The sequence below is a fragment of the Achromobacter sp. KK8 genome (assembly GCF_054188005.1).
Genome location: NZ_CM135178.1, coordinates 2655774 through 2674365, shown reverse-complemented (window position 1 = coordinate 2674365; position 18592 = coordinate 2655774). Strand labels below are relative to the sequence as shown.

Genomic DNA, 18592 nt, shown 5'->3' with positions numbered 1-18592 from the left:
ACATATCGAATTGACTATTGCCAGCCGTAGCGACGCACCCAGATACCCTTGAGCATTTGGGTCAATACGCAGTAGCTCAGCAGGATCCCGGCCAGCCAGGGGAAATAGCTCCACGGCAGCGCCTGCAGCTGGAAGTAGCCGGCCAGGGGCGAGAACGGCAGGAACAGCCCCAGCCCGACCACCATCACCGTCATCGCCATCAGCGGCCAGGCGGCGCGGCTCTGCAGGAACGGAATCTTGCGTGTGCGGATCATATGCACGATGAGCGTCTGCGACAACAGGCCTTCGACGAACCAGCCGGACTGGAACAGGGTCTGGTGCTCGGGGGCGTTGGCCTGGAACACGTACCACATGAGCGCGTAGGTGGCGATGTCGAAGATGGAGCTGATCGGGCCGAAGAACACCATGAAGCGCCCGAGTCCGGCCGGATCCCACTGCTGCGGCTTCTTGAGCAATTCCTCGTCGACATTGTCGAAGGGAATCGCGGTCTGCGAGATGTCGTACATCAGGTTCTGCAGCAGCAGGTGGATCGGCAACATCGGCAGGAACGGCAGGAAGGCGCTGGCCACCAGCACCGAGAAGACGTTGCCGAAATTGGAGCTGGCGGTCATCTTCAGGTACTTGAGCATGTTGCAGAAGGTCTTGCGGCCTTCGATCACGCCATCCTCCAGCACCATCAGGCTCTTTTCCAGCAGGATGATGTCGGCGGCCTCCTTGGAGATATCGACCGCCGAGTCCACCGAGATGCCCACATCCGCGGCGCGCAGGGCCGGCGCATCGTTGATGCCGTCGCCCATGAAGCCGACGGTGTTGCCCTGGGCGCGCAGCATGCGCACGATGCGCTCCTTGTGCGCCGGGGTCAGGCGGGCGAACACATTGGCCTCGCGCACCGCCGCGGCCAGCCTGGCGTCGTCCATGGCCTCGATCTCGGCGCCCAGGTACACCTTGCGGACTTCGAACCCGACTTCGCGGCATACCTTCTGGGTCACCAGTTCAACGTCCCCGGTCAGGACCTTGACCTCGATGCCGGAATCGCGCAGCGCGGCCAGGGCCGGGCCGGTGGATTCCTTGGGAGGGTCGAGGAAGGCGATGTATCCGACCAGCACCAGGTCGGCCTCGTCCGCCACGCCATAGGCCTGCTGGGTGGGCGGCAGCTCGCGCACGCCCACCGCGATCACGCGCAAGCCGTCGCGGTTCAGTTCGGCCGTCACGCGACGGATATCGGCGCGCCGCGCATCGGTCAGCAGATGCACCTCGCTGCCGACCCGCAGGCGGGTGCAGACGGACAGCATTTCCTCCAGCGCGCCCTTGCAGATCAGTTCATGATGCTCACGCCCGTTTTCGGTTTCGCTGACCACCACCGACATGCGGCGGCGCGAAAAATCGAACGGAATCTCGTCGATCTTGCGGTAGCGGGCGGCCAGGTCCAGCTTGCGTTCGACCTCGGCGTGGCGCAGCACGGCCACGTCGAGCAGGTTCTTCAGGCCGGTCTGGTAGTAACTGTTGAGATAGGCGTAGGCCAGCACGTCGTCGCTGGTGGCGCCGTACACATCGGTGTGGCGCTCGAGCGCGATGCGGTCCTGCGTCAGCGTGCCGGTCTTGTCGGTGCACAGCACGTTCATCGCGCCCAGGTTCTGGATCGCGTCGAGCCGCTTGACCACGACCTTGCGCCGGGACATCCTGACCGCGCCCTTGGCCAGCGTGGCGGTGACGATCATCGGCAGCATCTCCGGCGTCAGGCCGACGGCGATGGCCAGCGCGAACAGCAGCGCCTCGAGCCAGTCGCCCTTGGTGAAGCCATTGATCAGCAGCACGATCGGCGCCATCACCAGCATGAAGCGGATCAGCACCCAGCTCACCCGGTTGATGCCCTGCTGGAACTGCGTCGGCACGCGCGAAGCCTGGGTCACGCGCCCGGCCAGTTGGCCGAAGTAGGTGCCGGAGCCGGTCGCCACCACCAGCGCGCTGCCAGAGCCGCTGACCACGTTGGTTCCCATGAAGGCCATGTTCTCCAACTCCAGGGCGTTGCCCGTCGCGGTGCGCTGCACTGCGTACTTTTCCACCGGCAGCGACTCGCCGGTCAGGGCTGCCTGGGCCACGAACAGGTCCTTGGCGCCCAGGATGCGGCAATCGGCCGGGATCATGTCGCCGGCGGAAAGCAGCACCACATCGCCGGGCACCAGTTCCGCCAGCGGCATCTCGATCTGGCGCGAACCGCAGGCGTGCAGCGTGGCGCCGAAGAAGCGGCGGGCATCGCCCTCGGCCATGCCCGCGGGGTCGCTGCGCAGCACGGTGGCGGTGTTCTGCACCATCGCCTTGAGCGCTTCCGCGGCGCGGTTGGAACGGCGTTCCTGCACGAAACGCAGCAGCGTCGAAATCGCCACCATCGAGCCGATGATGATGACGCCCTTCCACGACTGGTCGTCGGGCTCGGCCATGTACACGTCCGTGACCCAGGACAGCGAAGCCAGGCCGGTCAGCAGCAAGTTGAAGGGATTGCGGAACGATTGCCAGAGATGGGCATACCAGGTCAGCGGCTTTTCGTGGTCGACCTCATTGGCGCCGTAGCGCGCGCGGGCCTCTTCGGCCTGGATCTGGGAAAGGCCGCCGCGGCCGCTGCGGAACAGGGCGAACAGCGCGTCGAAATCCTGTTGCGCCACATCCAGCATGCGGCGGTTGGCGCGGCGCGCTGCATCGGAAGTGTCGGCCGCGGCCTGCCCGCCGCCCTGCTCCAGCATGGGCGAACGCCGGAAGTGCCGGCCAGAGCGCCGCAGCCCGGCCGCGGACGAGAAAAAAGTCTTGAGGAATTTGAACATCGTAGTGTTCCCGTTATTGGTGTTGTTATGGAAGACACGGACGACAGGCGCCAGGCGCCGCGCGCGGGCAGCACGGGGCCGCGACCCGCCCGGGCGGGTCGTGGTCGCCCCGTACGGGCGTGCGCAGGCACCGGGGCGATGTTGCCGGTGTCCGGATCGCGTCGAGGCGCGCCGGGTGCGTGAAAGCGGAACGGGAAACTAGCGGGAGAACCGGGGCCGGCGGCAGTGGCGCGCGAGGAGCGGGCCTGGCCGGAGGTTCGGGGCTGCGGATTCCGTACTAGACCGGGTGACTATCCGGCCAGTCGGCTCGCAAGGGAGAAGACGGGTCAGACAGGCATGCCGGCGCCGCGCACGTGGCGCAATCGAGGCTCGGGGTCTAAGGCACTGGGCATGGTCTCTCCTGGGGGTGACGGGCGGCTTCAGGCCGCCAGCGGTTGCGCGCCGAAATGCACGTGGCGCACGGCGGGATTGGCGCTGAGCCGACGGGCTTGCGACATCAGTTCGCCACGCAGTTCGGGCGGGCAATTGACGGTGATGCAGGCCGAAGCCAGGCCGGGGTCGCGCCCCTGGTCGATCTGCACTTGCGACACATCGAGCCCGGCGGCGCTGAAGTCCAGGCAGATCTGCTTGCGCAGGGCGCCCAGTTCATCGCGCGGGCAGATGACCGTCAGGCGCGACGTGCCGCGGCGGCGGCCCATGGCGGTGGCACGATCGACGCCGGCGCGGCGCAGGAACAAGTCGAAGAAACGCATAGCGACCTCCATTGCGTAATGGGAGCGGCTTTCGCGCATACGCGCGCACGCGAGGCACACGGCGCCAGGCGAACGGGCACGGAAAGACGTGCGCGCGCGTTGACGCTGCGACTAGCGGCGGTTCTGGCGGTTTATGTTGGGAAGAATCCCCGCAAGCCGTGGGCTTGCGCTGCTGCCCGGCACGAGACCCGGGGCGGGGGATACAACCGCAACCTGTTCAACAGGTTGCGGCAGACGGAGTTCTGCGTGGACCTGTCAAACAGCGGCGTCGATGCAAGATCGACTACTTTCGCCGGAATCGGTATTCACGAAGACTGCTCCTGGGATGGATAACGGGCAGAATTTTACGCGGGTTTCCACTGATGGACAAGGTTTGCCGGCATAAAAATTGCTTTTGCGCGCAAAAAAAGGCGCGAGGCCGCGGTGCCTCGCGCCCTTGCCCGGTCACGCGTAGAAATGCCAGCCCAGATAGGCCGCGAACAGGGCATAGAAGCCGCCCACCGCCGACAAGGCCGGCACGCTCATGCCGGCGCGACGGAAACGCAGCCACAGCAGGCTGATGGACAGCATGGTGAACAGGCCGGCGGCCAGCAGCGGGCCATCGAGCAGCCAGGGCGTCAGGAAGATGCCGAGCGCGCTGGGAATGGTGGCCTGGATCATCATGGCGCCCGAGATGTTGGCCAGCGCCAGGCGTTCCTTGCCCTGGCGCACCCAGATCAGCGCGTTCATGATTTCCGGCAGTTCGGTGGCCACGGGCGCCAGCAGCAGCGCGGCCACGTGCGGCGAGGCGCCCATGGCGATGCCCAGCAGTTCGATCTGGTTGACGAACACGTGCGAGGCGCCGGCAATCACGACCAGGGCCAGCAGCGTCTGGGTCGCGGCCCAGAACATCGACGGATTGTCGTCGCGCGGGCGCAGCTTGAGCGGTTCCAGGTCCTCGCAATCGATGCAGTCCTCGTCGTTGCTCAGTTCGCGCTTGATGTACAGGCCGTAGGTGGCCAGGAACAGGATGCCGAGCCAGGGTTTCCAGGCGAAGGCCAGCAGGCCCAGGCCGACCTTGAAGACGAAGATGCCCATGAACCAGGCCTGGTCGCGGGCCAGCCGGCGCTGGTCCGCGTTGATACAGTTGGCTTGCGCGGGCTGGCCGCGGCGCGCGCGCCACAAGGCCAGGCCGACCACGGCATAGGCCAGCGTCGCCAGCACCAGCGGGCCGCCCATGGCCGCGCCGACGCCGATGTCCTTCTGTTCGGGCGTGTCGCCGAACACCACGGCCATGAAGGTCACGGCGCTTTCCGGCAAGGCGGTGCCGAAGGCGGCCAGCACCGTGCCGGTCGCGGTGGCGCCGAGCTGGAAGCGATGTCCGACCCATTCAACGCCATTGACGAAGAATTCGCAGGCGAGATAGATGACTGCCGCGGACAGGAAAAACAGGAACAGGGTGAGCAACATATAGGCGAGCCGGACGAGCAGAAACCAATTGGCGCGACGCAGCGGCTCGCCCGGCCAGGGTGAACGCTACGCGGCCAAAGGTCTCGCCTGGCTGATCCATGCGCGGGCGGACCGCGGCATGGAGACCGTTAGCGCCATGGAGTCCTGGAAACCGCGGTGCGGCACCGAACCACCAAGTCTGTTGACGCTAACTCCTTTGGGGACAAAGGATGGCTACTCCCCAATGACAGAGCCGCGATTGTAGCAGTCCGCCGGTGACAGTCCAGTGAATCCGCACGCCGCGCGCGGGAATGGCGCCGGACTGTCGCATCGGCGGCACGACGGGTAAAGTAAGTGGCACCACAGCTTCCCGCCGGGCCTTGCGCCCCTTTGCCCATGAGCCTGCCTCCCACCGATATCGCCCCCTTCGCCGCCCGCCGCCAGCGCTTGATGGACCGGATGCGCGCCGATGGCGGCGGCATCGCGATCCTGGCCACCGCGCCCGAAGCGATCCGCAACCGCGACGCCGAATACCCGTACCGGCACGACAGCGACTTTTTCTACCTGACCGGCTTCACCGAGCCCGGGGCCTGGCTGGTGCTGATCGCCGGCGCCACCGACCGCGCCCTGCTGTTCTGCCGCCCGCGCCACATCGAACACGAGATCTGGGAAGGCCGGCGCTTCGGCCCGGAAGCCGCGGCCGAGCATTTCGGCTTCGACGACGCGCACGCGCTGGACGCCCTGGACGAACTGGTGCCGCAGTTGCTGCAGGACCAGCCGACCCTGTATGCGCCGCTGGCGGGCGACAAGCGCGGCGACGGCCGCCTGCACCGCTGGCTGGCGGCCGCGCGCGAAGCCAGCCGCGGCGGCCACCAGCCGCCCGCGCGCCAGCAGGATATCCGGCCAATCCTGGCCGAGATGCGGCTGGTCAAGGACGCCAGCGAAATCGCCGCGATGCGGCGGGCCGCCAAGATCTCCGCCGGCGCCCATGCGCGCGCCATGCGGGCCACGCGCGCCGGCATGCGCGAATACGAACTGGAAGCGGAACTGCTGTACGAGTTCCGCCGGCATGGCGCTCAGGCGGTGGCCTACAACAGCATCGTGGCGGCCGGCGCCAATGCCTGCGTGCTGCACTACCCCGCCGGCGAAGCGGTGCTGCGCGACGGCGACCTGGTGCTGATCGACGCCGGCTGCGAGGTCGACAGCTATGCCAGCGACATCACCCGCACCTTTCCGGTCAACGGCCGCTACAGCGGCCCGCAGCGCGCCCTGTACGACCTGACGGTGGCGGCCCAGGAAGCGGCGGCGCAGGCCACCGCGCCCGGCCGCGGCTGGAACGACGGCCACGAAGCCGCCGTCCGCGTGCTGGCGCAGGGCATGCTGGACCTGAAACTGCTCAAGGGTTCGCTGGACGGGGTGATCGAGTCGGGCGACTACAGCCGCTTCTACATGCACCGCACCGGCCATTGGCTGGGGCTGGACGTGCACGACGTGGGCGACTACCGCCAACCGGGCGCGGCGCCCGGCGCCGAACGTCCGTGGCGCACGCTGGAGACCGGCATGATGCTGACGATCGAGCCCGGCATCTATGTGCGCCCGGCCGACGACGTGCCCGAGGCCTACTGGAATATCGGCATCCGCACCGAGGACGACGCGCTGGTGACGGACGAAGGCTGCGAGCTGATCACGCGCGGCGTGCCGGTGCAGGCCGGCGAGATCGAGGCGCTGATGCGCGAATGATGGCGCGGGCGGACGCCGCGCCAGGCCCGCCCGCGGGGGGCCGGGGGGATCTGCCCACTACGGGGGACCTGCCTACAGGTGTCTACAGGGTCAGGCCGTCCAGCCAGCCCATCGCCACCCAGACGTAGACCACCACCATCGCGATGGCGAACATGGACACGGTGGCGCCGACCAGGCAGGCCAGGATGGCGACCAGCACCGGCCCCCAGCCGGTCTTGCGGGATGGCGGCAGCCCGGGGTTGTAGAGGCGGTCGAACTTCTCGTCGGGCATCAGCGAGAACACCGCGCTCTCGATGAAACCGTCGATCATGGGAATGAACAGCAGGAAGAAGGCCGGGTTGTCGTACCAGACCGGGAAATAGCGGAACGCACAGAACAGGCTGAGCAGCGCCAGCACGGTCACCAGCCAGGCATGGCGCCGGCCCAGGTACCACCAGTGCGCCCCGAGCCAGCCGAACAGGCAGGCCAGCAGGCCGACGGCGACCTTGCCGCGCGGACGGCGCGGGATTGCGGCGGACAGCGAAGATGAAGCCTGGAGCTGCGTCATGTCAATCAACCTGTGCAGGGGGCGCGCACGCCAAGCCGCGCCGGCAGACCCGGATTGTAGTGGACGGGTAAAATCCCGGCATGCCTATCTCCGCCTTCGACATTGCGATTCTCGGCGCCGGCCCCGTGGGGCGTGTCCTGGCGTTGATGCTGGCGCGCGTGGCGCCGGACCCGTCCCGCATCGCCCTGCTGCAGGGCGCGTCGCCGGCGCCCGTCACGCCGGCCGCCGCCGTGCCCGCGGCCGATCCGCGCGTGCTGGCCATGAACCACGGCAGCCGCGTGCTGCTGGAATCGCTGCACGCCTGGCCCGCCAAGGCGGCGGACATCCTCAACATCCACGTCTCGCAGCGCGGCCGGCTCGGCCGCAGCGTGATCCGCAATACCGATTTCGACGTGCCGCAGCTGGGCTGCGTGGTCGCCTACTCGGCGCTGCACGCCCGCCTCGAAGAATGCGTGGCCGCCAGCGGCGTCACGCTGCTGTCCGGGCCGCCGGCCGTGGTGGACGGCCAGGATGCCGACGGCGTGCGCATCAGCCAGGGCGATGCCGCGCTGAGCTGCCGCATCGCCGTGCAGTCCGACGGCGCCGGGGGCAGCGACGTGCGCCGCGAGTACGGCCAGCACGCCCTGCTGACCACCGCCCACGCCAGCCTGCCGCGCCGCGGCTGGGCCTGGGAGCGCTTCACCACCGAAGGACCGCTGGCGTTGCTGCCGCACCCGCAGACGCCGGACGCCTATTCGGTGGTCTGGTGCAGCGCGCCCGAGCGCGCGGCCGAGCTGGCGGCGCTGGACAACACCGCCTTCTCGCAGGCGCTGAGCGCGGCCTTTGGCGACCGCCTGGGCCGCCTGACGTGCCAGGCGCCGCGCCATGTCTTCCCGCTGGCGCTCAGCGCGCGCCGCGCCCTGGTGCAGGGCCGCGTGGCCGTGATCGGCAATGCGGCGCAGACCCTGCACCCCGTGGCGGGACAGGGGCTCAACCTGGGGCTGCGGGACGCCGCCAGGCTGGCCCAGTCCCTGGGCGGCTGGCTGGCCCAGCCAAACGCCACCCCCCACCCCGCGCTGCACGACTTCGCCCGCGCGCGCCAGGTCGACCGGGTCATCACCGCGGGAGTCACCGACCTGATGCCACGCATCTTCGCCACCGGCCTGGCGCCGGTCGAACACGCCTGTGGCCTGGCATTGCTGGGCCTGGACCTGGCCGCGCCCCTGCGCGCGCCGCTGGCGCGCCATCTGCTGCAGGGTTTCCGGGCCTGATCTCGCCCTTTTTTTGCCCGCCTGTTACCAAGCGGTTGCGGAGCAAAAAATGGGGGTTCGATCGAGCCGGTTAAAATGTGACCATGCGCATAGGCCCGTGGACTCTTCCCAACAACGTTCTGGTCGCGCCCATGGCGGGCGTGACGGATCGTCCTTTCCGACAGCTCTGCAAGAAATTGGGGGCCGGTTACGCCGTGTCGGAAATGGCCGCCAGCAACCCCAAGCTGTGGGACAGCGTCAAGACCTCGCGCCGCCTGAACCACGACGGCGAGATCGCGCCCATTTCGGTGCAGATCGCCGGCGCCGACCCGGCCATGATGGCCGAAGCGGCCGTGTTCAATGCCAACAAAGGCGCGCGCATCATCGACATCAACATGGGCTGCCCCGTGAAGAAGGTCTGCAATGTGGCCTCGGGTTCGGCCTTGCTGCGCCACGAAGACCTGATCGCCCGCATCCTGGACGCCGTGGTCGAGGCCTGCGCGCCGCTGGGGGTCCCCGTGACCCTCAAGACCCGCACCGGCTGGGACCGCGACAGCCGCAACGCGCTGCGGGTGGCCAGGCTGGCCGAAAATGCCGGCATCGCCGCCCTGACGCTGCACGGGCGCACCCGCGCCGACCTCTATACGGGCGAGGCGGAATATGACACTATCCGCGCCGTCCGCGCCGAGCTGAAAATCCCGCTGATCGCCAATGGCGATATCGACTCGCCCGAAAAAGCCAAACGCGTCCTGGATTACACTGGCGCCGATGCGGTCATGATCGGCCGGGCGGCCCAGGGCCGTCCCTGGATTTTCCGCGAAGTCGACCACTACCTGCGCACGGGCGAAACACTGGCCCCTCCCGGCTATGGGGAAATGCGCGAACTGCTGCTCGAACATCTCGACGACCACTACCGCTTCTATGGCGAACACACCGGCGTACGCACGGCGCGCAAGCACATAGGGTGGTATCTGGACGGCCTGCCGGACGCGGACTCGTTCCGCGACCGCATGAACCTGATCGACAACACCCGCGACCAGTGGCGGGCGGTGTCGGATTGGTTCCTCAATCTTTCCCGCGACGGCAACCCCAACCCGGCGCGTGTCGCGAAAGCCCTGCTGGCGGCATGACCGCCTCAACACCAACATAAAAATATCTGTACTCCGATGAGCAAGAAAGATGTCCTGGAAGAATGCGTGCGCGCCAGCCTGGAGCGCTATTTCGAAGACTTGGGCGAATCCGAGCCCCACGACATGTGGGACATGGTGATGCGCTGCGTGGAGCGCCCGGTCCTCGAAGTGGCGTTGGAACGGTCCGGCGGCAACCAGTCGCGGGCGTCCGAAATGCTGGGCATCACGCGCAACACCCTGCGCAAGAAGCTGCTGGCCCACAACATCCAGGTATAGCGCATTGCCGCGCGGGCGGGCCGGCTGGCGCGCCCCGCATGACAGATTTCCCATCCCGACCTGAAGCGAGACAGGCGCACGCGCCCCACTCCCGTCCCTCACCATGAAAATCGAAACCGCCCTGCTTTCGGTGTCCGACAAGACCGGCATCGTTGAATTTGCCCGCGCCCTGGCCGCGCGCGGCGTGCGCCTGCTGTCGACCGGCGGCACCGCCAAGCTGCTGGCCGAATCCGGCCTGACCGTCACCGAAGTGGCCGCCCACACCGGCTCGCCCGAGATCCTGGACGGCCGCGTCAAGACGCTGCACCCCAAGATCCACGGCGGCCTGCTGGCCCGTCGCGACAGCGCCGAGCACATGGACACCATCAAGGCGGCCGGTATCGATCGCATCGACATGCTGGTGGTCAACCTGTACCCGTTCCGCGAAACCGTGGCCAAGCCGGATTGCACCTTCGCCGACGCGGTCGAGAACATCGACATCGGCGGCCCGGCCATGCTGCGCGCCGCCGCCAAGAACCACGGCACCGAAGCCGGTGGCGTGACGGTGGTGATCGACCCGGTCGACTACTCGCGCGTGCTGTCCGAAATGGACCAGGGCGGCGCCACTTCCTACGGCCTGCGCCTGGCGCTGGCCGCCAAGGTCTACGCCCACACCGCGGCCTACGACGGCGCCATCGCCGCCTACCTCACCAGCCTGACCGAAGCCGAACCGGCGCAGGACGCCGTGCCGGCCCGCCAGGAATGGCCCGGCACCCTGACCCTGCAGGTCAAGCAGGAACAGGCCCTGCGCTACGGCGAGAACCCGCACCAGACGGCCGCCTTCTACGTCGACGCGCAGCGTCCGGCAGGCCTGCTGGGCAACTACCGCCAGCTGCAGGGCAAGGAACTGTCGTACAACAACATCGCCGACGCCGATGCCGCCTGGGAATGCGCGCGCAGCTTCGAGGCGCCCGCCTGCGTCATCGTCAAACACGCCAACCCCTGCGGCGTGGCGGTCGCGGCCGACACGCTGGGCGCCTACCAGCAGGCCTTCAAGACCGACCCGACCTCGGCCTTTGGCGGCATCATCGCCTTCAACCGCCCGGTCGACGCCGCCACCGCCGAAGCCGTCAGCGCCCAGTTCCTGGAAGTGCTGCTGGCGCCCGCCTATGACGGCGCCGCGCTGGCCATCCTGGCCGCCAAGAAGAACGTGCGCGTGCTGGAAGTGCCGATGGGCACGGGCCAGAACGCCTTCGACGTCAAGCGCGTCGGCGGCGGCTGGCTGGTGCAGAGCCCGGATGCCTACAACGTGCCGCGCGACGCCCTGAAGGTCGTCACCAAGCGCCAGCCCACCGAGCAGGAAATGAACGACCTGGCGTTCGCCTGGAAGGTCGCCAAGTACGTCAAGTCCAACGCCATCGTGTTCGTCGGCGGCGGCATGACGCTGGGCGTCGGCGCCGGCCAGATGAGCCGCATCGACTCGGCCCGCATCGCCTCGATCAAGGCCGAGAACGCCGGCCTGACGCTGAAGGGCTCGGCGGTGGCGTCGGACGCCTTCTTCCCGTTCCGCGACGGCCTGGACGTGGTGGTGGCCGCGGGCGCGACCTGCGTGATCCAGCCCGGCGGCAGCGTGCGCGATGACGAAGTCATCGCCGCTGCCGACGAGCACGGCATCGCCATGGTGCTGACCGGCACCCGCCACTTCCGCCACTGATGCGCGTCCTCGGCATCGATCCCGGCCTGCGCCGCACCGGCTTCGGTGTGATCGATGCCGACGGCCCGCGCCTGCGTTATGTCGCCAGCGGCACCATCGTGGTGCCGCCGGCGCTGACGCTGTCCGAACGCCTCAAGGTCATCCTGGACAACCTGCGCCAGGTGGCGCGCGACACGCAACCCGACGTGGCCGCGCTGGAAATCGTCTTCCTGAACACCAATCCGGCCTCGACCCTGCTGCTGGGCCAGGCCCGCGGCGCGGCGCTGTGCGCGCTGGCCGACAGTTCGCTGGCGGTGCACGAGTACACCGCGCTGCAGATCAAGAAAGCGGTGGTGGGCACCGGCCGCGCGGCCAAGGAACAGGTGCAGATGATGGTGCAGCACCTCCTGGCGCTGGACGGCACCCCCGCCCCCGACTCGGCCGACGCGCTGGCCTGCGCCATCTGCCACGCCCACGTCGGCCCCTTGCAGGACCGGCTGACGGAATTGGGCACGCGCCTGAGCCTGAGCGGCAAGACCCGCATCCGCAACGGCCGCCTGCTGGGCTGAAAACGCCGCGGCCCACGCCACGCGGCGCGCGGACCCGTATAGAATCCCCGCATCCGCCGCGACTGACGCGGCCTCTTCTTCTGCCAGGCCACTGCCACCATGATCGGACGCATCACCGGAACCCTGATCGAGAAACTGCCGCCCACCGTCTGCGTGGACGTCAACGGTCTGGGCTATGACATCGACGTGCCCATGAGCACGCTGTACTCGCTGCCGGAAACCGGCGCCCGCGTCACGCTGTACACGCACCTGACCGTGCGCGAAGACGCCCACATCCTCTACGGTTTCGCCACCGCCGGCGAACGCAGCGCCTTCCGCGAACTGATCAAGGTCAGCGGCATCGGCGCGCGCACCGCCCTGTCGGTGCTGTCGGGCCTGTCGGTGGCCGACCTGGCGCAGGCCATCACGCTGCAGGAATCAGGCCGCCTGACGCGGGTGCCCGGCATCGGCAAGAAAACCGCCGAACGCCTGCTGCTGGAAATGCGCGGCAAGCTGGGCGCGGACATCGGCGCCACCGCGCACGCGGTGCACGACAACCAGTCCGACATCCTGAACGCGTTGCTGGCGCTGGGATACTCCGAGAAGGAATCGCTGTCGGCCCTGAAGACGTTGCCCGAGGGAGTGGGCGTCTCCGACGGCATCAAGCAGGCATTGAAAGCCCTGGTGCGCTGAAGGGGCGCCACCTGGGCCGCGCCGCCCGCAGATCATTGCGACCAGGGCTGGTCGCGGCGACAGGCGCGATACGCCCCAGGGCTGCCCCCGTCGACGGCAGGCTTCGCGCACTAGCGCGCCGGCGCCAGGTAGCCGGGCGCCACCGCCTCCAGGCCGGTCGGCACCACATTCAGTTCGGGCGCCATCGGCGCCCCGCAGATGTTGTCGCTGCGCAGGGAATCGAGGTTGTCGCGCGACATCAGCGGCCGCCCCGGCAAGCATTCGAACAGCAACGCCTGCATCCGGCCCACGCCCATCGGCACGCTCATCACCGGACGCGGATGGCCGCTCCAGCCCGCGCACAGGCGCGCGATCTCGCCCAGGGTGTAGACCTGCGGTCCGCCCAGCTCGTAGGTCTTGCCGCAGGCATGCGTGTTGGCCAACGCCGACAGCATCGCCGACACCACGTCGCCCACGTACACCGGCTGCATGCGCGCGTGCGCGCCGGCCAGCGGCAGCACCGGCAGCCAGCGCGCCAGGCGCGCGAACATGTTGGTGAAATTGTCGTCCGGCCCGAACACCACCGAGGGGCGGAACATCGTCCACCCCCCTTCGCGCCAATCGGCCAGCTCCTGCCGGATGGCGGCCTCGCCATCGCCCTTGGAACGCTGGTACATGCTGCCGCCATTGGAATCCGCCCCCAGCGCGCTAACATGCAGCAACCGGCGCACGCCCTGGCGGCGGCAGGCCCGGGCGATGCGTTGCGGCAGGTGCACGTGCGCCTGCGCGAAATCGGAGCCATAGGGGCGGCCCGCATTGCCGTGCAGGATGCCGACGAGATTGACGACCACGTCGCAGTCGCGCGCCAGGCGGTCGAGTGCGTCGTCGTCGTGCACGTCGCTGGCGAGCAGGGTGACGGTGGGCAGGATCTGGAGTTCTCGTCCCTGGCCGTAGCGGCGGGTGGGCACCAGGATCTGGTGCTGTCCACCCGAAAGCCGGGCGATGAGATGACGGCCGATGAAGCCAGTGCCGCCGATGACAAGGATACGCATGGAGCAGCCCCTGTTCTTCAGGATTCAGGCCCGATTCTGCCCTGCACGGGCCGCATCCGCAAGCGCGCGGCCAAAGCGCCGGACGATATCCCGCCGACGCCCGGCGCCGACCCTCAGCTTGCCAGCAACTTGCCGTAGGCCGGAAGGTCGACGTTGCCGCCGCTGATGATCACGCCCACGCGCGCGCCGCGCACCGGCACCACGCCCTGCAGCACGGCCGCGGACGACAGGCAGCCGGTCGGTTCCACCACCATCTTCATGCGCTCGGCGAAGAACTTCATGGTCGAGACCAGCTGGTCATCCGTCACCGTGACGATGTCGCGCACGTGCTTCTGGATGAGCGGGAAGGTCAGGTGGCCCAGGTGGGTGGTGGCGGCGCCGTCGGCCAGGGTCTTGGGCGCGGGGATGCGGACGACTTCGCCCTTGCGCAGCGATTGCTGGCCGTCGTTGCCGGCCTCGGGCTCGACGCCGTAGACCAGGCAGCGCGGGCTGAGCGCGTACGCCGACAGCGCCGACCCCGACAGCAGGCCGCCGCCGCCCAGGCACACGAACAGGTAATCCAGTTCGCCGACGTCCTCGAACAGTTCCTTGGCCGCGGTGCCCTGCCCCGCGATCACGTCCTCGTGGTCGTAGGGCGGGATCAGCGTGGCGCCGGTCTCGGCCTGGATGCGGCGCGCGATCTCTTCGCGATCTTCGGTGTAGCGGTCGTAGGTGACGATCTGGCCGCCATAGCCTTCGGTGGCGGCGCGCTTGGCCGCCGGCGCGTCCAGCGGCATGATGATGGTGGCCTTGACGCCCTGCAGCTTGGAGGCCAGCGCGATCGCCTGCGCGTGGTTGCCCGACGAAAACGTGACCACGCCGGCGGCGCGCTGCTCGGGCGTCAGGCGCGCGATGGCGTTGAAGCCGCCGCGGAACTTGAACGCCCCCATGCGCTGGAAGTTCTCGCACTTGAAGAACAGCGAGGCGCCGGCGATGGCGTCGGCCGTGGTCGAGGTCAGCACCGGCGTGCGGTGCGCGTGGCCGGCCAGGCGCTCGCTGGCGCGCGCGACATCGTCGAAAGTGGGCAGTTCGGGCAACATGGAAACAGTCCTTTGAACGCGGAAAGAGTCGGAAGCGAAACCTCCGGATCATAAACCCGTGGCGGCGTTCCCGCCGCCGCCACGCCCGGACGGTTTACTTGCCGAACAGCTCGCCGCTGGTGCTGGCGGCGCCGGCGGGCGGCGTCAGGCCCAGGTGGCGCCAGGTGGTCAGGGTGGCCGTGCGGCCACGCGGCGTGCGCTGCAGGTAGCCGTGCTGGATCAGGTAGGGCTCGATCACGTCCTCGATGGTGTCGCGCTCTTCGCCAATGGCCGCGGCCAGGCTGTCGACGCCGACCGGGCCGCCGTCGAACTTGTGGATGATGGCCTCGAGCAGCTTGCGGTCCATCAGGTCCAGGCCTTGCGGATCGACTTCCAGCATGGCCAGCGCGCGGCCGGCGACATCGGCGTCGATGGTGCCGCCGGCCTTGACCTCGGCGTAATCGCGCACGCGCCGCAGCAGGCGGTTGGCGATACGCGGCGTGCCGCGGGCGCGGCGCGCCACTTCGGCGGCGCCATCCGGCGTGATGACCGCATTGAGCAGGCCGGCGCTGCGGGTGACGATGCGACCGAGGTCGTCGGCGTTGTAGAACTCCAGCCGCGACACGATGCCGAAGCGGTCGCGCAGCGGGTTGGTCAGCATGCCGGCGCGGGTGGTGGCGCCGACCAGCGTGAACGGTTGCAGGTCGAGCTTGACGCTGCGCGCGGCCGGACCTTCGCCGATCAGGATGTCGATCTGGAAATCCTCCAGCGCCGGGTAGAGGATTTCCTCGACCACGGGCGACAGGCGGTGGATTTCGTCGATGAACAGGACGTCGTTCTTTTCCAGGTTGGTCAGCAGCGCCGCCAGATCGCCAGGGCGTTCCAGGACGGGGCCGGACGTCTGGCGCAATTGCACGCCCATTTCGTGGGCGATGATGTGGGCCAGGGTGGTCTTGCCCAATCCGGGCGGACCGAACAGCAGCACGTGGTCGAGCGCTTCGCCGCGCTTGCGGGCGGCGGCGATGAAGATCTCGAGTTGTTCACGGGCGCGCTGCTGGCCGACATATTCCTCCAGCGCCTTGGGGCGCAGGGCGCGTTCGATCGACTCCTCGTTGGGCGACGCCGGCTGGGGCGCCACGATGCGAGGCGCGTCGGGACGGGAGGAAAGCGAATCGGACTGGATGGCCATGGTGCGGAAAACGACTGGATACTGAGCGGGATGCTGCATCGTACCGTAACCACCGCCCCCGGGACCGGATTCCGCCCCGCCACGCCCTGGCGGGGGCGGGGTCAGGCGCCTTCCGCCACCGGCAGCTTGACCCGCACGCACAGGCCTCCGGACTCGGCCTGCAGCAATTCCAGCGAGCCGCCATGGGCGCGGGCGATGGCTTCGGCCAGCGCCAGCCCCAGGCCGACGCTGCCGGTACGGGTCCGGGCATCGTCCAGGCGGCTGAACGGACGCAGCGCTTCCTGGCGGCGTTCCGGCACAATGCCGGGGCCGTGGTCCGCCACGTCCAGCACCGCCTGGCGGCCTTCGCGCCGCAGGCTGACGTCAACCGGCGGCGCGCCGTGGTTGAGGGCATTGCCGATCAGGTTGTCGAGCAGGCGGCCCAGCGCGACGGCATCGCCCTGCACCACCAGGGCGTCGTCGCTGTCGGCGGTCTTGAGGTGGATGTCGGTGCCCGCGCCGCGCCAGGCGTTGACGCGCTCGGTGAGCCAATCGGGCAGCACCATCGACGCGTAGCGGTAGGCTGCGGGATCGGTGCCGCGCACGAAGCCGATGAACTGGTCGACCATGTGCTGCATATCCTGCAGGTCGGTGCGCAGGCCCTCCTTCAGGGCCGAATCGTCGGCCAGCTCAATGCGCAGCCACATGCGCGATAGCGGCCCCTTCAGGTCGTGCGGCAGGCCCGACAGCAGCGTGCGGCGCACCGAGTCGGATTCGGCCAGCGCATCCAGCATGGCGTTGAAGCGCTCGCCCAGCACGCGGGTTTCGTGCGGGCCTGAAGGTTCGACCCGTTGCGGCTGGCCGGCGGCCAGGCGGTCGGCGGCGTCGGCCAGGCGGGTGATGGGACGCGTGATGTGCCAGGAGAACCCCACCGCCAGCAACAGCAGCAGCCCCAGCCCGCCCAGCCAGGCGGCGATCAGCGGCGTGGCCACGGGCGGGTCGAGGCGGTCCAGCGGAATCACCAGCCATTCGCGCAGGCGCGGCGCGTCCTCGCTGGCCGGATTGGGCGCCAGCGAGATGAAGATCTCGGGCGTGGGGCCGCGCGACAGCGCCACCCGGGTGCCGTCGTTCAGGCGTTCGTTCAGCTGCTGCACCAGCCCCTTCAGATCGCGCCGGATATCGTCGGGTTCGGGCTTGTAGCGGCGCATGTGTTCTTCATGCTCGCGCTGGCGTTCGCGCTCGGCCCGCTCCTGTTCGACTTCGTGTTCGTCGCGCATCTCCGGCGGCAGTGGCGGGCCCTGGATCTGCGCGCTCGGCGGTGGCGGCGGCGGCGGCGGTGGCCGTTGCGTGCCGCGCGGCGGCGGGCGGCGGCCGTTGAAACGCTGCAGCTTGGCTTCGGCCGGCAGCACCCGCGACCACAGGCGCCATTGGTTCTGCGAGGCCGCGCGCACGAAATCGGCGCGGTCTTCGGCGGGGACCTGCGACACGGCGGCGCGCAGGGTGCGGATGGTGGTGGTGATGTAGCCGATGGCCACGTCTTCCATGAACTTGTGGCGGAAGTACGAAACCGTGACCAGCGTGGCCGCCTGCGTCAGCAGCACCGACCCGAGGATCAGCAGGATCAGCCGCGCCCGCAGCGAGCGCGGCACCAGGGAACTGGCGGAGAAGCGCATCAGGGCGAGAACCGGTAGCCGATGCCCCAGACGGTCTGGATCCAGCGGGGTTGCTTGGGATCGTCCTCGATGACGCGGCGCAGGCGCAGGATGGCGATGTCGATGGCGCGGTCGTTGCGTTCGCCGGCGTCATCGTCGCGCGCCAGCGCCAGCAGGCGTTCACGCGACAGCGGCTTGCCGGCGTTGCGCACCAGCGCTTCGAGCAGGTTGATTTCGCCGCCCGTGAGCTTGACCACCGTGCCGTCGCGCGACAGCTGGCGGGTGGACGGATCGAACAGGAACGGGCCGAACGCGACCGGCGCGTCCTTGGTGAGGGCCGAGGGGCCGCGCTTGCGGCGCAGCACGGCTTCGATGCGGGCCAGCAGCTCGCGGGGATCGAAGGGCTTGCCGACGTAGTCGTCGGCGCCGGCCTCCAGGCCGATGATGCGGTCGACGGCCTCGTCGCGGGCGGTCAGCAGGATGACGGGGATGTCCTCGCCCTGCTCGCGCAGGCGGCGACAGGCATCGGCGCCGTCCCCGCCCGGCAGCATGCGGTCCAGCACCAGCAGGTCGGGCGCGTAGCGGGTGATGCGCGACGGCAGGTCGCTGGCGTCGGGCGCCAGCAGCGTGTCATAGCCGTGACGGTTCAGGTAGTCGGCCAGCAACTGGCGCAAGGCCGGATCGTCGTCGACGACCAGCAGCTTGGTGTGGTGATTGTCCATGGATGCCATAGTGGAGCCGTCCGCCCGCGGCGGCAAGAGCCGGGAAATCATCTGAAATATACCTGTTGCACGATGTTTGCCGGCGATGCCGGCCCGTTGGCGCCAGCGTCACCCGCCGGCCACGACTGGC

At 68.9% G+C, this 18592-nt stretch carries 16 protein-coding genes and 1 riboswitch; of the genes, 7 read left to right on the top strand and 9 right to left on the bottom strand.

Annotated elements, in window-relative coordinates; genetic code table 11:
• Positions 1-14: 14 nt before the first annotated feature.
• The 3 genes from mgtA to ACVN9Z_RS12385 all read right to left on the bottom strand — a co-directional run bounded on the left by mgtA (position 15) and on the right by ACVN9Z_RS12385 (position 5017).
• Positions 15-2816 carry a magnesium-translocating P-type ATPase gene (gene mgtA / locus ACVN9Z_RS12395; RefSeq protein WP_458213422.1) on the bottom strand — a complete coding sequence of 934 codons (2802 nt, stop codon included), beginning with the start codon at positions 2814-2816 and terminating at the stop codon, positions 15-17.
• A gap of 419 nt (positions 2817-3235) precedes the next feature.
• A complete protein-coding gene (locus tag ACVN9Z_RS12390; RefSeq protein ID WP_006388999.1) occupies positions 3236-3568 on the bottom strand; it encodes a hypothetical protein in 333 nt (110 codons plus the stop codon).
• 444 nt (positions 3569-4012) lie between these two features.
• Positions 4013-5017 (bottom strand): sodium:calcium antiporter, encoded by a 1005-nt coding sequence (locus ACVN9Z_RS12385; RefSeq protein ID WP_006388998.1) that lies wholly within the window; start codon positions 5015-5017, stop codon positions 4013-4015.
• 78 nt (positions 5018-5095) lie between these two features.
• Positions 5096-5258: riboswitch (yybP-ykoY riboswitch) on the bottom strand.
• A 134-nt stretch (positions 5259-5392) separates the two neighbouring features.
• Here ACVN9Z_RS12385 and ACVN9Z_RS12380 point away from each other — a divergent pair.
• Positions 5393-6736, top strand: a complete 1344-nt coding sequence (locus ACVN9Z_RS12380; RefSeq protein ID WP_020924982.1) for an aminopeptidase P N-terminal domain-containing protein — start codon at positions 5393-5395, stop codon at positions 6734-6736.
• 82 nt (positions 6737-6818) lie between these two features.
• Here ACVN9Z_RS12380 and ACVN9Z_RS12375 read toward each other — a convergent pair whose 3' ends face one another.
• The gene (locus ACVN9Z_RS12375; RefSeq protein WP_006384591.1) at positions 6819-7283 is read right to left on the bottom strand and encodes a TM2 domain-containing protein; all 465 of its coding nucleotides are present in this window, start codon (positions 7281-7283) and stop codon (positions 6819-6821) included.
• Between the two features lie 80 nt (positions 7284-7363).
• Between ACVN9Z_RS12375 and ACVN9Z_RS12370 the strand changes: the two genes are divergently transcribed.
• The 6 genes from ACVN9Z_RS12370 to ruvA all read left to right on the top strand — a co-directional run bounded on the left by ACVN9Z_RS12370 (position 7364) and on the right by ruvA (position 12831).
• Positions 7364-8533, top strand: a complete 1170-nt coding sequence (locus ACVN9Z_RS12370; RefSeq protein ID WP_458213421.1) for a UbiH/UbiF/VisC/COQ6 family ubiquinone biosynthesis hydroxylase — start codon at positions 7364-7366, stop codon at positions 8531-8533.
• Between the two features lie 83 nt (positions 8534-8616).
• On the top strand, positions 8617-9642 hold the full coding sequence (gene dusB, locus ACVN9Z_RS12365) for a tRNA dihydrouridine synthase DusB (protein WP_458213513.1): 1026 nt from the start codon (positions 8617-8619) through the stop codon (positions 9640-9642).
• A 36-nt stretch (positions 9643-9678) separates the two neighbouring features.
• On the top strand, positions 9679-9918 hold the full coding sequence (locus ACVN9Z_RS12360; RefSeq protein WP_006217670.1) for a helix-turn-helix domain-containing protein: 240 nt from the start codon (positions 9679-9681) through the stop codon (positions 9916-9918).
• A gap of 103 nt (positions 9919-10021) precedes the next feature.
• Positions 10022-11611, top strand: a complete 1590-nt coding sequence (gene purH, locus ACVN9Z_RS12355) for a bifunctional phosphoribosylaminoimidazolecarboxamide formyltransferase/IMP cyclohydrolase (RefSeq protein WP_020924985.1) — start codon at positions 10022-10024, stop codon at positions 11609-11611.
• Positions 11611-12159, top strand: coding sequence for a crossover junction endodeoxyribonuclease RuvC (gene ruvC / locus ACVN9Z_RS12350; protein ID WP_006388993.1), 549 nt, complete (start codon positions 11611-11613; stop codon positions 12157-12159). Before purH ends, ruvC begins: the two co-directional genes overlap by 1 nt.
• Positions 12160-12258: 99 nt before the next feature.
• Entirely contained in the window at positions 12259-12831 is a 573-nt protein-coding gene (gene ruvA / locus ACVN9Z_RS12345) for a Holliday junction branch migration protein RuvA (protein WP_006388992.1), read from the top strand.
• Between the two features lie 110 nt (positions 12832-12941).
• Here the strand turns inward: ruvA and ACVN9Z_RS12340 are convergent, their stop codons facing one another.
• The 5 genes from ACVN9Z_RS12340 to ACVN9Z_RS12320 form a co-directional block, all read right to left on the bottom strand.
• Positions 12942-13862, bottom strand: a complete 921-nt coding sequence (locus ACVN9Z_RS12340) for a complex I NDUFA9 subunit family protein (protein WP_006388991.1) — start codon at positions 13860-13862, stop codon at positions 12942-12944.
• A gap of 113 nt (positions 13863-13975) precedes the next feature.
• A complete protein-coding gene (locus tag ACVN9Z_RS12335; RefSeq protein ID WP_024067862.1) occupies positions 13976-14941 on the bottom strand; it encodes a threo-3-hydroxy-L-aspartate ammonia-lyase in 966 nt (321 codons plus the stop codon).
• 94 nt (positions 14942-15035) lie between these two features.
• Positions 15036-16109: a Holliday junction branch migration DNA helicase RuvB gene (ruvB, locus tag ACVN9Z_RS12330; RefSeq protein ID WP_026382640.1), complete on the bottom strand. Its 1074-nt coding sequence runs from the start codon at positions 16107-16109 to the stop codon at positions 15036-15038.
• A gap of 101 nt (positions 16110-16210) precedes the next feature.
• Entirely contained in the window at positions 16211-17761 is a 1551-nt protein-coding gene (gene risK / locus ACVN9Z_RS12325) for a sensor histidine kinase RisK (RefSeq protein WP_020924987.1), read from the bottom strand.
• Positions 17761-18462: a response regulator gene (locus ACVN9Z_RS12320; protein WP_006388986.1), complete on the bottom strand. Its 702-nt coding sequence runs from the start codon at positions 18460-18462 to the stop codon at positions 17761-17763. The genes risK and ACVN9Z_RS12320 overlap by 1 nt, the downstream gene beginning before the upstream one ends.
• Positions 18463-18592: the final 130 nt, after the last annotated feature.

Excerpts from the sequence above, each read along its gene's own strand:
- purH (WP_020924985.1), top strand. The coding sequence starts at position 10,022 with ATGAAAATCGAAACCGCCCTGCTTTCGGTGTCCGACAAGACCGGCATC.
- ACVN9Z_RS12370 (WP_458213421.1), top strand. The coding sequence starts at position 7,364 with ATGCCTATCTCCGCCTTCGACATTGCGATTCTCGGCGCCGGCCCCGTG.
- ACVN9Z_RS12340 (WP_006388991.1), bottom strand. The coding sequence starts at position 13,862 with ATGCGTATCCTTGTCATCGGCGGCACTGGCTTCATCGGCCGTCATCTC.
- ACVN9Z_RS12360 (WP_006217670.1), top strand. The coding sequence starts at position 9,679 with ATGAGCAAGAAAGATGTCCTGGAAGAATGCGTGCGCGCCAGCCTGGAG.
- ACVN9Z_RS12385 (WP_006388998.1), bottom strand. The coding sequence starts at position 5,017 with ATGTTGCTCACCCTGTTCCTGTTTTTCCTGTCCGCGGCAGTCATCTAT.
- ACVN9Z_RS12335 (WP_024067862.1), bottom strand. The coding sequence starts at position 14,941 with ATGTTGCCCGAACTGCCCACTTTCGACGATGTCGCGCGCGCCAGCGAG.
- ruvC (WP_006388993.1), top strand. The coding sequence starts at position 11,611 with ATGCGCGTCCTCGGCATCGATCCCGGCCTGCGCCGCACCGGCTTCGGT.
- ruvA (WP_006388992.1), top strand. The coding sequence starts at position 12,259 with ATGATCGGACGCATCACCGGAACCCTGATCGAGAAACTGCCGCCCACC.
- ACVN9Z_RS12320 (WP_006388986.1), bottom strand. The coding sequence starts at position 18,462 with ATGGACAATCACCACACCAAGCTGCTGGTCGTCGACGACGATCCGGCC.
- ruvB (WP_026382640.1), bottom strand. The coding sequence starts at position 16,109 with ATGGCCATCCAGTCCGATTCGCTTTCCTCCCGTCCCGACGCGCCTCGC.
- risK (WP_020924987.1), bottom strand. The coding sequence starts at position 17,761 with ATGCGCTTCTCCGCCAGTTCCCTGGTGCCGCGCTCGCTGCGGGCGCGG.
- mgtA (WP_458213422.1), bottom strand. The coding sequence starts at position 2,816 with ATGTTCAAATTCCTCAAGACTTTTTTCTCGTCCGCGGCCGGGCTGCGG.
- ACVN9Z_RS12375 (WP_006384591.1), bottom strand. The coding sequence starts at position 7,283 with ATGACGCAGCTCCAGGCTTCATCTTCGCTGTCCGCCGCAATCCCGCGC.
- ACVN9Z_RS12390 (WP_006388999.1), bottom strand. The coding sequence starts at position 3,568 with ATGCGTTTCTTCGACTTGTTCCTGCGCCGCGCCGGCGTCGATCGTGCC.
- ACVN9Z_RS12380 (WP_020924982.1), top strand. The coding sequence starts at position 5,393 with ATGAGCCTGCCTCCCACCGATATCGCCCCCTTCGCCGCCCGCCGCCAG.
- dusB (WP_458213513.1), top strand. The coding sequence starts at position 8,617 with ATGCGCATAGGCCCGTGGACTCTTCCCAACAACGTTCTGGTCGCGCCC.